At 68.3% G+C, this 11,606-nt stretch carries 12 protein-coding genes; 10 read left to right on the plus strand and 2 right to left on the minus strand.

Features of this window, described 5'->3' with window-relative positions:
* The first annotated feature begins 112 nt into the window (after positions 1 to 112).
* From ACFXKA_RS15345 to ACFXKA_RS15380, 8 genes are all read left to right on the plus strand, one after another.
* Positions 113 to 1,228 (plus strand): TIGR03364 family FAD-dependent oxidoreductase, encoded by a 1,116-nt coding sequence (locus tag ACFXKA_RS15345; RefSeq protein ID WP_379427682.1) that lies wholly within the window; start codon positions 113 to 115, stop codon positions 1,226 to 1,228.
* A 25-nt stretch (positions 1,229 to 1,253) separates the two neighbouring features.
* Positions 1,254 to 1,940, plus strand: a complete 687-nt coding sequence (locus tag ACFXKA_RS15350; protein WP_379427683.1) for a phosphonatase-like hydrolase — start codon at positions 1,254 to 1,256, stop codon at positions 1,938 to 1,940.
* A 106-nt stretch (positions 1,941 to 2,046) separates the two neighbouring features.
* Positions 2,047 to 3,111 (plus strand): 2-aminoethylphosphonate ABC transporter substrate-binding protein, encoded by a 1,065-nt coding sequence (locus ACFXKA_RS15355; RefSeq protein WP_379427684.1) that lies wholly within the window; start codon positions 2,047 to 2,049, stop codon positions 3,109 to 3,111.
* 26 nt (positions 3,112 to 3,137) lie between these two features.
* Entirely contained in the window at positions 3,138 to 4,319 is a 1,182-nt protein-coding gene (locus ACFXKA_RS15360) for an ABC transporter ATP-binding protein (protein WP_379427685.1), read from the plus strand.
* Between the two features lie 166 nt (positions 4,320 to 4,485).
* On the plus strand, positions 4,486 to 5,379 hold the full coding sequence (locus tag ACFXKA_RS15365) for a 2-aminoethylphosphonate ABC transporter permease subunit (RefSeq protein WP_379427686.1): 894 nt from the start codon (positions 4,486 to 4,488) through the stop codon (positions 5,377 to 5,379).
* A 3-nt stretch (positions 5,380 to 5,382) separates the two neighbouring features.
* A complete protein-coding gene (locus ACFXKA_RS15370; protein WP_379427687.1) occupies positions 5,383 to 6,180 on the plus strand; it encodes an ABC transporter permease subunit in 798 nt (265 codons plus the stop codon).
* A 173-nt stretch (positions 6,181 to 6,353) separates the two neighbouring features.
* Positions 6,354 to 8,048, plus strand: a complete 1,695-nt coding sequence (locus ACFXKA_RS15375; RefSeq protein WP_379427688.1) for a hypothetical protein — start codon at positions 6,354 to 6,356, stop codon at positions 8,046 to 8,048.
* A gap of 59 nt (positions 8,049 to 8,107) precedes the next feature.
* On the plus strand, positions 8,108 to 8,743 hold the full coding sequence (locus ACFXKA_RS15380; protein WP_379427689.1) for a LysE family translocator: 636 nt from the start codon (positions 8,108 to 8,110) through the stop codon (positions 8,741 to 8,743).
* A 132-nt stretch (positions 8,744 to 8,875) separates the two neighbouring features.
* On the opposite strand, the gene ACFXKA_RS15385 is transcribed toward ACFXKA_RS15380, so the two are convergent.
* Both ACFXKA_RS15385 and ACFXKA_RS15390 read right to left on the minus strand, forming a co-directional pair.
* Positions 8,876 to 9,238, minus strand: a complete 363-nt coding sequence (locus ACFXKA_RS15385) for a hypothetical protein (protein WP_379427690.1) — start codon at positions 9,236 to 9,238, stop codon at positions 8,876 to 8,878.
* A 320-nt stretch (positions 9,239 to 9,558) separates the two neighbouring features.
* Positions 9,559 to 9,918 (minus strand): DUF4254 domain-containing protein, encoded by a 360-nt coding sequence (locus ACFXKA_RS15390; RefSeq protein WP_379427810.1) that lies wholly within the window; start codon positions 9,916 to 9,918, stop codon positions 9,559 to 9,561.
* A gap of 262 nt (positions 9,919 to 10,180) precedes the next feature.
* Between ACFXKA_RS15390 and ACFXKA_RS15395 the strand changes: the two genes are divergently transcribed.
* Positions 10,181 to 11,044 (plus strand): helix-turn-helix transcriptional regulator, encoded by an 864-nt coding sequence (locus ACFXKA_RS15395; RefSeq protein WP_354837607.1) that lies wholly within the window; start codon positions 10,181 to 10,183, stop codon positions 11,042 to 11,044.
* A gap of 147 nt (positions 11,045 to 11,191) precedes the next feature.
* Positions 11,192 to 11,599 (plus strand): AMP-binding protein, encoded by a 408-nt coding sequence (locus ACFXKA_RS15400; RefSeq protein ID WP_379427691.1) that lies wholly within the window; start codon positions 11,192 to 11,194, stop codon positions 11,597 to 11,599.
* The last annotated feature ends 7 nt before the right edge of the window (positions 11,600 to 11,606 follow it).

An 11,606-nucleotide genomic window follows, 5' to 3' on the forward strand; every position in this document is an offset into this window, starting at 1 on the left:
CTCCCTCGTGTCCATGACCCCAGCCTACACAGGATTGGTCTATACCAATTATTAACCTACCGTTTCCACACGAAACACTCGTAGGTCTAGACCATTGCTCAGGATGATTCCCATGCGAATGGTCATCATCGGCGGAGGGATCCTCGGTACCGCCCACGCTCTGGCCGCCATCCGGCGCGGCCACCACGTCGTCCACCTCGAGCGCGAGGTCGAAGCCCGCGGCGCGACCGTGCGCAACTTCGGTCTGGTGTGGGTATCGGGGCGCAGCGCACACGAATTGGAGCTCACCCTGCGCTCGCGGCAGCTGTGGGAGGAGATCGGCGGCCAGGTCCCCGGCGTCGGCTTCCGCGCGGCCGGTTCCCTCACGCTGGTGCGCTCGGAGAACGAGCTCGCGGTGGCCGAGGCCGCCGCGGCCCACCCCTCGGCCGCCGAACGCGGCTTCGAACTGCTCGACGTCGACCGGGTGCGCGCGCTGAACCCCGCGCTGCGCGGCAAATTCCTTGCGGGCCTGCACTGTTCGACCGATGCCGCCGTGGAGTCCCGGCAGGCGCTGCCCGCCCTGCGGCGCTACATGGAGGCCACTGAACGCTACGCCTTCTTCGCCGGCACCGAGGCCCGCGCCGTCACCGGCACCACCGTGATCGACGACCGCGGCCGCCGCCACGAGGGCGATCTGGTGCTGGTCTGCCCGGGCGCCGCGCACACCGGCCTGACCCGCGAACTGGTGGGCGACATTCCGGTGCGCCGGGTGCGGCTGCAGATGATGCAGACCGCTCCCCTGGGCGAACCGCTCACCACCGCCATCGCCGACGGCGACAGCTTCCGCTACTACCCGGCCTTCGCCGGCCCGGAGCTGGACCGGCTCAATCGTGAAGAGGCGCAGCCGTTCACGGCCGCCCAGCACAAGATGCAGCTGCTGGCCGTGCAGCGCCTGCACGGCGGGCTCACCATCGGCGACACCCACGAGTACGACGAGCCGTTCACCTTCGACGTGGACGAGGCCCCCTACGAGCACCTCACCGGCGTGATGGAGGAACTGCTGGGCCGCAAGCTGCCGCCGATCGTGCGGCGTTGGGCGGGCGTGTACAGCCAGTCCATCGATCCGGGCACCATCGTCACCCGCGCGCAGGCGGCCGACGGCGTCTGGGTCGTCACCGGTCCGGGTGGCCGCGGCATGACGCTCGGCCCCGCCCTCGGCGAAGAGACCGCCGACCTCCTCTCGCTCTGAGACCTCCTCGACCAAAGGAATCACCGTGTCCGACAAGCAGATCGAACTCGCCGTCCTCGATATGGCGGGCACCACCGTCGCCGACGACGGACTGGTCGAGCGGGCGTTCGAGGCGGCCATCACCGCCGCGGGCGTGCCCGCCGCGGGCCCGGAGCGCGAGGCGGCCCGCACCTTCGTGCGGGACACCATGGGCCAGTCCAAGATCTGGTGCTTCCGCACCCTGCTCGGCGACGAGGACCGCGCCCAGCTGGCCAACCGCGCCTTCGAGGCCGCCTACGCGGAATTCGCCGACGCGGGCGTGAACCCGATTCCCGGTGCCGCGGAGGCCATTTCGGCGCTGCGGGCGGCTGGCATCAAGGTGGCGCTGACCACCGGGTTCAGCCGCGAGACCCAGGACAGGCTGCTGAACGCGCTGGGCTGGAACGACATCGCCGATCTGGCCCTGGTGCCCTCCGACGCCGGGCGCGGCCGCCCCTACCCCGACATGGTGCTCACCGCCGTGCTGCGGCTGGAGGCCGACGCCGTGGATCGCGTTGCGGTGCTGGGTGATACGTCCAGCGATATCGCCACCGGCCTGGCCGCGGGCGCGCGCATCGTCGCGGGCACGCTGACCGGCGCGCACACCGAGGAGCAGCTGCGGGCCGCGGGAGCGACCCACGTGGTGCCGTCGGTCACCGAATTCGCGCAGCTGCTGCTGGCCGAGCGCGGCTAGAGAATTCCGCCGCCCGGCGCGCCTCGCCCGGGCGGCGGAGTACCCCATCCCTTCGATTCCACCAGTCTTCGACTCGACCGTCCCCTGAACTGAAAGTGCAGTCACCGTGCGTATTTCGAACAACCGCCTCGCACGCAACATCGCCCGCACCGCTCTCATCCTGACCTCCGCCACCGCGGTCGCCTTCAGCCTGACCGCCTGCGGCGGCACCGGCAGCGACTCGAAGGACGGCAAGACGGTCACCGTCTACTCCGTCGATGGCCTCGGCGACTGGTACAAGCCCGTCTTCGAGAAGTTCAAGGCGCAGACCGGCATCACGGTCAACGAGGTGGAGGCCGGCTCCGGTGAGGTCGTCAGCCGCGTGGAGAAGGAACAGTCCAACCCGCAGGCCGATGTCGTCGTCACCCTGCCGCCGTTCATGCAGAAGGCCGACAAGTCCGGGCTGCTGCAGGCCAGCGGCGTGGACACCGGCGCGGTCGCCGCCGCCGACAAGGACGCCAACGGCAAGTGGGTTTCCCTGGCGGGCAACTACCTGTGCTTCATCGCCAACCCGTCGGTCGACGCCACCAAGCTGACCTGGGACGACCTGCTCAAGCCCGACTACAAGGGCAAGCTGCAGTACTCCACCCCCGGCCAGGCCGGTGACGGCACCGCGGTCCTGGTGCTGCTGCAGCAGCTCATGGGCAAGCAGGGCGCGCTCGACTACCTGGCCAAGCTGCAGGCCAACAATGTCGGCCCGTCCTCCTCCACCGGCAAGCTGCAGGCCAAGGTGGACAAGGGCGAGATCCTCATCGCCAACGGCGACGTGCAGATGAACCTGCAGAGCGTCAAGAACGGCTCCAAGTTCAACGTCTTCTTCCCGGCGTCCGCCGACGGCAAGAAGTCGACCGTCTCGCTGCCCTACCTGATGGGCATGGCCAAGGGCGCGCCGCATTCGGACGCGGCCAAGAAGCTGATGGAGTTCCTGCTCTCGGCCGACGTGCAGAAGTCGCTGCCCGACACCTTCGCCATCCCGTCCCGCACGGATCTGGCGAGCGCTCCGGCCACCGGCAACGGGCCGTCGCCGACCTCGACCATCAAGGACGTGACCGTCCTGCACCCCGACTGGACCTCCGTGCTCGACAACCTCGACGCCGACGTGGCCGCCTACACCAAGGCCACCGGTAGCTAGCGATACCAGCCCCAGGAGCAGCAACCATGTCCTCCGCGTTGACGACATCCACGGTGGCCGGCGAGACCACCGACGAACCGGCCATCGTGTTCGACCGGGTCGGAGTGACCTACGGTCGCGGCCGTAAATCCACTGTGGCACTGGCCGATTTCAACCTGCGGGTGGCCGCGGGGGAAACGGTCGCGCTCCTGGGGCCCAGCGGTTCCGGCAAGTCCACCGCGCTCAAGGCGCTGGCCGGGTTCGTCCGGCCCACCTCGGGCGCGGTGCGGCTGGCCGGCCGCGACGTCACCGACCTCTCCCCCGCCAAGCGCGGCATCGGGGTGGTGGTGCAGTCCTACGCGCTGTTCCCGCACATGCGGGTGCACGACAATGTGGCCTTCGGGCTGAAGGCACATCGTGTGCCGCGCAACGAGATCGGGGCCCGGGTGACCGAGGCCCTGAACATGGTCGGCATGGGCGCCTACGCCCAGCGGCTGCCGCGCGAGCTGTCCGGCGGGCAGCAGCAGCGCGTCGCCATCGCGCGGGCGCTCGCCATCCGGCCCCGCGTGCTGCTGCTCGACGAGCCCCTCGCGGCGCTGGACGCGCAGTTGCGCCAGAACATGCTCGGCGAGCTGCAGCAGCTGCGAAAAGCCTTGCCGGACACGGCGATGCTGTACGTGACCCACGACCAGGCCGAGGCGCTCGCGCTGGCAGATCGCATCGCGGTCATGCGCGACGCGCGGCTGGTCGACATCGATACCGCGCACAAACTGTGGCAGCAGCCCGCCACCGAATTCACCGCATCCTTCCTGGGCGGCGCGAATCTGCTGGCCTGCACGGTCGAACACGTCTCCGGCACCGCCGCGCTGGTGACCGTCGGCGAGCACACGCTGCGCGCGGACGCGCCGCCGGCCGGCGTGGGACGCCCCGACTGGGCACCGAATGCCGAAGCCCAGTTGTGCGTCCGGCCGCACACTGTGCGCATCGTGCCGCTCACCGAACGAGATGCGCTGCGCGCCACCGTGATCACCAGCGTCTGGAAGGGCGCTTCGACCCGGCTGCACCTCGATGTGACGGGCATACCCGCCGAGCTCACCGTGGATGTCCTGGGCCACACCGAGATCGAGCCCGGCGACCACATCGGGGTGTGCTTCCCCGACCCGGCCGGGGTGCTCATCCCGCCGGGCATCGGCACCGACTCCGCCGCCGACGGCGAGGTCCGCGCATGACCGCCCCGCCGGCCCGTCGAGCTACAGGTGAATTCGACTATGCCGCGGTGACATCGAGCCCGCTGCGGGAAGAACGGCGGACGGTGTCGCGACGGCGCGCGGTGACCGCCGACGAGGCCTCCGAGCTGGTCGCAGGGTCAGCCGCGGCGCGGGACAGGAGGCCGTCGTGACCGCGCTGCTCGAATCCCCTTCCGCGGCAGAGGCTCCCGGGACTCGCGAGCCGGGACGGTCGTGGCGGCCGGTGCTGTGGACACTGCCGCCGGTGCTGACGGTGCTGCTGATCGCGGTGTATCCCATCGTGCGGGTGCTATTGGAATCGACCAAGACCAAGTCCGGGCGAGGGGTCGGGACCTGGTCGGCGGTGCTGGCCGAAGAGTCGTTCCGGAATGCGCTGCTGCGCACCGTCACCATCGCGGTCAGCTCGACGATCGGCTGCCTGCTGCTGGGGACATTCCTGGCGATCGTGCTGGCATTCGTGCCGTTTCCGGGTTCGCAGCTGGTGGGCCGGCTCATCGACTCGGTGCTGACACTGCCGTCCTTCCTCGTGACACTGGCCTTCACGTTCCTGTACGGGACAGCGGGGGCGGTGAACGCGTTCATCAACCAGATCACCGGCGGTACGCGGCCGGTGGTGAACTTCCTCAGCACGCCCTGGGGCGTGATCCTCGCCGAGGTCACCTTCTTCACGCCGTTCGTGGTGCGGCCGCTGCTGGCCGCGTTCGCGCAGCTGCCGCGCGAACAGCTGGATGTGGCCTCCAGTCTGGGCGCCTCGCCGTGGCGGGTGCTGGCACAGGTGGTGATGCCGGAGGCCTGGCCCGCGCTGGCGGCGGGCGGCAGCCTCACGCTGCTGTTGACCCTCAACGAATTCGGCATCGTGCTGTTCACCGGGGCCAAGGGTGTCATCACGCTGCCCGCGCTGATCTACACGCGCGGCATCGTCACCTTCGATCTGCCGGGGGCCGCGGTGCTGGCCTCGGTGCAGGTATTGCTGTCGCTCGGCCTGTATCTCGGATATCGGCTGCTGTTCACGCGCCTCACCGGTGCGCGGAAGGAGAGCTGAACCATGCTGGTGTGGACCAGGCGCGGGCGGACCGCGGTGCTCGCCGTGTTCGGAGTCGTGGTGGCGGTGGTGTTCGTGGCGCCCATCGCGACCGTGGTGGCGGCGGCACTGGCCGGACGCTGGAACGGGCCGCTGCCCTCGCAGCTGGGGTTCGCGAACTTCTCCCGGGCGCTGTCGGGCGAGGAGTCCGCGAGCCTGTCGGTGAGCCTGCAGACCGCGCTGCTGGCGGGACTGCTCTCACTGGCGCTGGGCACCTGGGCGGCGCTGGCGTCGATGGAGGCGCCCGGCTGGCTGCGGCGGCTCACCGACGCGGTGTTCCATGTGCCGGTCGCGGTGCCGTCGGTCGCGATCGGCCTGGGCGTGCTCATCACCTGCAACGAGCGGCCGCTGCTGCTGGGCGGGACCAAATGGATTGTGATCCTGGCGCATACGGTGCTCGTGCTGGCCTACGCCTTCAGCGGGGTCTCCGCCGCGCTGGACCGGCTCGACCCCGGCTACCGGCAGGCCGCCGAATCGCTCGGTGCCGGACCGGCGCGGGTCCTGTTCCGGATCACGCTGCCGCTGCTGCTGCCCGCGCTCGGCGCGGCGGCGGGGCTGGCCATCGCACTGTCCATGGGTGAGCTGGGGGCGACCATCATGGTCTACCCCGCGACCTGGAAAACCCTGCCGGTGGCCATTTTCGCGGCCACCGACCGCGGCGAAGTCTTCGATGCCGCGGCCAGTACCACGCTGCTGGTGCTGGTCACCCTCCTCGCCCTGGTGATCCTGGGCCGCTTGAAAGGTCGTGCGGCACTGCGCTGACTGCCGGGTCAGCTTTCGGGTCGACCGCACCACACCGCTGACCGCGAATGAGGGGACGGTCAGCGGTGTCTTGCGTTTATTGCCGGGCGCGGCGGACAGTTGAACGGTTAGGCTCGCCGCGTTGTCGCGTTCGTTCGCGTTGTCGGTGTTACTGCTCGGGCGGGGGTAGTTCGATGGTGGTCGTAGCAGGGTTGTCCGGTGAGTCCTATGACGTGGACAACGAACCGTTCTATACCGCGGGCAGCCGGTCGCTGCAGTACCTGTGCCGGGATCCGCGTGGGCAGCAGCGGCTCTACAAGCTGTACCGGACTCCGGTCACCGGTCCCGACGCCATCGAATCGGCGCGGCAGGCCATGCTCTTCGGGCGGCAGACCGTCCTCGCCGCCGAGGCCGCGGGCGGATCCACCGGGGATGCCGCCGAGGCGGTGAACTGGCCGATCGATCTGGTGCTGCACGAGGGGATGCTGGCCGGGACCGTGCTGCCGTTGATTCCGATGGACTTCCTGCAGCCGGACGGGCGGCCGCGCACCCTGGATCAGCTGTGGGCCGCGCCCGGACAAGTGGCGTCGTATTTCCGGGCCGGACTGGCGATCCGGCTGAGCGACATCGCGCGGGTGCTCGAGGAACGGCAATTCGCGCACGGGGACCTGTCCGCCAAGAACGTGCTGTGGCAGCCGGCCGCGCCGCTGGCGTACGTCATCGACACGGCCGGGCCGGCGACGCCCGACGCGGCCCACGACCGGTTCAAGGATCGGTACGACCTGGCGGTGCTGGTGTATCGGACGTTGCTGCCGGATGCCGGGGCGGGGGCGCCCGGTGCGTCGTGGCAGCCGTCCGGGGTGCCCGCCGATCTCGATCCGCGGGTGCGGGCGCTGTTCGACCGGGCCTTCGGCAATGGCGGATTCGGGCCGGACGCCCGGCCCTCCGCGACGGAGTGGAGTGACACGCTGCGGGCGGTGTATCTGACGCCCGACGGTGCGAACTATGTGCCCGAGGCGCTGGCGGTGCTGGATCGGCACGCCGGGCAGCCGGCCAGTGCGCCCGCCGTGCCGACGGTGACGTTCGGCTCGCCGACCACGCCGAGCGATTGGTCCATGCCACAGCAGCCGGTGGCGTATTCGACTGCACCGCAGTCCAGTTCGGCGAACACGGCACTCAAGGTGATCCTCGGCGTCCTGCTGGTGGTACTGGTCATCGCCATCGCGGTGGGCGCGGTGGTGCTCACCGGCAAGGACTCCAACAAGAACTCGGCCGCCGGCACCTCCACGACCACCACCGTGACCACGACGGCCCCGCCGACCAGCACCACCGCGGGCTTCGACAAGAACACCCTCAACAAGCAGTCCACCGACAAGACCCCGTTCACCGCGGACGCACTACTGCCGCAGAGCTTCACCGACAGCAAGGGCGTGGTGTTCACCCGTCGCTCCTTCGGCCCCAAGGACTGCGTCTCCAGCAATATGTCGCAGAACGTGAAGACGGCGCTGCAGAACAACAAGTGCCAGCAGATGATGACAGGCGTCTACCTCGACGCCTCCGAGAAGATCCTGACCTCCATCGAGGTCTTCGCCTTCCCCTCCAACACCGAGGCCGAAACCCTCTACAACGGCCTCAAGGGCCAGGACCAGATCTGGGACGTCTGGTGCCCCACCCAGGGCGTCGGCTCCAGCGTCTGCCAAGCCAACACCGACACCCTCTTCAAGGCCACCTACTCCAGCTGGGGCAGCCAGGAATACCGCTACCTCTACGAGTCCTACTCCCTCTACATCAACCTCACAGTCGATGCCTCCCTCGAACCCAACCTCGAGGCCTCCGCCCGCACCATCCTCAACCTGGTAGGCCCCGACAACTACTGGAAAGACCGCTGACCCAACAGCTTCCGAGCAGAACGGCCGTATCCGGCGGCCACCGTGGTTACCCTGGGGTGATGGTGCCTGTGTCGCATGTGGTGGCATTCGGGGTGGCGGCGGTGATCCTGATTGTGATTCCGGGGCCCAATGTGATGTTCGCGGTGGGGCGGGCGTTGGTGTTGGGGCGGCGGGCGGCGGTGTTGTCGGTGGCGGGGACAGGGGCGGGGACTGCGGTGTGTTTGGTGGGGGCGGCGGTGGGGTTGGGGGCGTTGCTGATGGCCTGGGCAATGTTGTTTCTGGTGGTGAGGATCGCGGGGGCGGTGTATTTGATCTGGTTGGGGGGCATGGCTATTCGGGGGCGGCGGAAGCTCGGGGAAAGTTTGCGGGCGGGAGTGCCGGAAGGGGCGCAGCGGCGGGTGGTGTGGCAGGGGTTCGTGGTGGGGGCGACGAATCCGAAGACGGTGGTGTTCTTCGCGGCGGTGCTGCCGCAGTTCGCGGTGCCCGCCAACGGGTGGCTGCCGGTGCAGTTCCTGGTGCTGGGGGCGATCTTCCCGGTGCTGCAGGTGCTTTCGGATGTGGTGTGGGCGCTCGGGGCGGCGTCGGCGCGCGAGTGGTTCGTCCGGTCACCGCGGCGGCTGGAGGCCGTGGGGGCCACTGGCGGCGCGATGATCATCGGGGTGGGGACGACGGTGGCGTTCTCCGGGAACGGATGAGATCGGCTGCGGCGGAACGGGTTGGCGGTCCACCGCTGGCGCCGGGTCCGGACGACAAGAATTGGGCCGGTACCCGTTCGGCGGATACCGGCCCAACCTTCTCCGGGTGAGGGATCAACAAGACCCGAAGTCTCAGAGGCCTGCGGCGGCGGCCAGCAGGGTGCGCGAGTAGGTGGCGTCGGTGGCCTCGATCAGGCCGGCGGCCAGCAGGTAGGCGGCGGCCATGTCGAGGGCGGAGTGACGCAGAGCGGTCAGGGCCTCGGTGAGCTGGCGGCCCTTGTGTTCGAAACCGCGCCGGAGTTGGTGGGCGGAGTCGAAATCACCGAAGCCGGTGAGGGTATGAGTATCGTGGCTGCGCTCGATTTGCGGGTCCAGTGCGTCTGCGAACCGCAGGAAGTGTGCGGCGCAGTTACGCGCCGCTCCCACCTCCAGGCGGAATGTGCCGTCCTGGGCCCGCCGGTAGAGCTCGGTGGCCGTGCCCTCGCCCGTGTTCATGACGAACTCCCTCCCTCGAAATGTGAAACGCCGTATTACACCCGCAATTTTGTGAATCCGCCGCCACGTGAATGAAACATGGCGTGAACAAAAACCGCGCGGATGGTTTTGGGGCGCTCCGCGATTTATCCAGGCGGGCGTGCCGCGCCAGTCGACCACGCGGCACGCCGGGCGGGGCGCCCCGTTGCGCCCGCCGTCTCGGGCGGGCGACGTCCTACGGTTCGAGCGACCTATTGGTCCGATAGCACGACTCGGCTGACGTCACCGCTGACGATCAACGATTCGTTGGCAATACATCAATTGTGTCAATGCATTTGGAATCATTGTTCTGGTAAACGGCGGCGGCCACCGGCCACGTCGATTACGAGATCAGTGTAGCCGTCCACCAGTTCGGCCAGGTGGTACCAGTGTTTATGGGTGTTATCACTGGCCGCGCCCTCGTGATCGATCACCTGATTGGCCTCCACCCAGCTCCGGGCCATGCGGTCGACGACCGCGCCCAGGCTCTCGGTGTGCAGCGTGGCGCCGTTGCGGTGTTGCGGCAGTTCCTGTTCCACCCAATCATTGATATCGTCAACGAGTTCGCTGCGGCGACAATCGATCTCGCTGACCATCATGGGATCCCGTAGCTGGCCGCGACGTTCGTGCAGTTCGGCGAGAGCGTGCGCCGACCGTAGCAACACTCGATCTTGAAATCGCCTCCCCTGGAAGGCACAGAGCAATTGCGGAGCGGTCGGCAGGACGCCGGCTATCGACATGGTCATCGAGACTCCCTATACGCACCCGACAGCATCACTAATCGCACCAACATGATTGGTCTCCGGATTCAGCTATACCGGTCATCGGATCGGTTGTTCACGAATAGGCTAGCTGGATCATGCTCTTACAAATGCAAGAACGCAATACTGCGTTCTAGCAAGTGCGACAAGGGAAAGGGTTGTCATGGCAGGCAAGCGCACCGTGCTCACCGTCCGTTTGCGGCGGCTCGCCGCGATGCTGCACGAGATGCGCGAGACGGCGCAGCTCAGCAAAGAAGTGGTCAGCGCCAAGACCGGCATCAACGTGACCACCCTCTACCGCATCGAAACCGCTCAGGCCAGGCCCCAGCGCCGCACCCTGACGGCCATGCTGGACCTGTATGGCATCGGCGAGCCGCAACGTTCAGATGCCTTGCAGTTGCTGGTGGATGCGCTCCGCCCGGGCATGGCACGGTCTTTCGAGGATGCGGTGTCGGAGGTCTACGGCGCCTACATCAACTTCGAAGCCGAGGCGCTCTCGGCTCGGTTCTTCCAGTCCACCTATATCCCCGGCCTGCTACAGACCGAGGCGTACGCGAACGCGGTGTACCAGACCACCATGCCCAAGATCTCGGATCAGGTTATCGAGCAACGGATCCGGGCGCGCCAGGAGCGGGCCAAGGTGCTCACCAAGGACGATCCGCTGGAACTGTGGGTGGTGCTGGACGAGGCCGTCATCCGCCGGCTGGTGGGCGGCCCGGAGGTGATGTTCCAGCAGTTCACCCTGCTGCTGGAGCACACAGAGAAGCGCAATGTGATCCTGCAGATCCTGCCCTTCGACGCCGGCGCGCACCCGGGCATGCTGGGTTCCTTCACGCTGCTGGACTTCCCGGACCCCGCGGACCCGGAGCTGGTCTACGTGGAGGGCATCGCCAGTGACGAGCTCATCGAGGGCCATCCGGAGGTACGCCGCTACGGCGTGATGTTCGACCAGCTCCGGGCCATGGCACTGAGCCCGCGCGACTCCATCGCCATGATCTCCCAGACCATGGAGGGCCTGGGCGGCTGATCTTCCACCCACCCCAGGGTGGGTACATCCGCACCCTCGGAGCGGGTTCCGGCAGCACTGTGGTCGCTATCGGCCACGGCGCGCGGCGGCGACAGTAGATACATCCCGAACGCCACCGCAAGCGCCCCTCCGAGAGGATGATGTTCGATGTGCAAGCCGGTCGAATCGCCCGCCGCCATCGCGATGACCGCCGCCGACTGCGAACTGAGCTACGCCGAACTGGATCGCTGGAGCAACCGCCTCGCGCGCATGCTGCTGCGGCTCGGAGCCCACCCGGGGGCCCGCATCGCGATCGCGGAGACCCCGCAGCTGGAGGCCGCGGTGTCCCTTCTGGCCATCACCAAGATCGGCGCGATTCCGGTGCCGCTCACCACCGAAACCACGGTGGCGCGTGCCGATTTCGGCGTCACCACCAAGGACGGCCGGGAGCGGATCACCGATCCGAGCCGCTGGCTGGTGCTCGACGACCGCTCCACGCTGGTGCAGTACCTCACCGGTTCGGACGCCCCGCTCACCGCGGCGGAACTGCCGCCGGCACGGGAGGCTGCAGCCTGACCGTACC

Source organism: Nocardia sp. NPDC059228 (genome assembly GCF_042754245.1).
In the GTDB taxonomy this organism is placed as follows: Bacteria; Actinomycetota; Actinomycetes; order Mycobacteriales; family Mycobacteriaceae; genus Nocardia.

Coding starts and splice junctions, on each gene's coding strand:
- ACFXKA_RS15375 (WP_379427688.1), top strand. CDS start 6,354: ATGGTGGTCGTAGCAGGGTTGTCCGGTGAGTCCTATGACGTGGACAAC.
- ACFXKA_RS15345 (WP_379427682.1), top strand. CDS start 113: ATGCGAATGGTCATCATCGGCGGAGGGATCCTCGGTACCGCCCACGCT.
- ACFXKA_RS15370 (WP_379427687.1), top strand. CDS start 5,383: ATGCTGGTGTGGACCAGGCGCGGGCGGACCGCGGTGCTCGCCGTGTTC.
- ACFXKA_RS15395 (WP_354837607.1), top strand. CDS start 10,181: ATGGCAGGCAAGCGCACCGTGCTCACCGTCCGTTTGCGGCGGCTCGCC.
- ACFXKA_RS15360 (WP_379427685.1), top strand. CDS start 3,138: ATGTCCTCCGCGTTGACGACATCCACGGTGGCCGGCGAGACCACCGAC.
- ACFXKA_RS15380 (WP_379427689.1), top strand. CDS start 8,108: ATGGTGCCTGTGTCGCATGTGGTGGCATTCGGGGTGGCGGCGGTGATC.
- ACFXKA_RS15400 (WP_379427691.1), top strand. CDS start 11,192: ATGTGCAAGCCGGTCGAATCGCCCGCCGCCATCGCGATGACCGCCGCC.
- ACFXKA_RS15385 (WP_379427690.1), bottom strand. CDS start 9,238: ATGAACACGGGCGAGGGCACGGCCACCGAGCTCTACCGGCGGGCCCAG.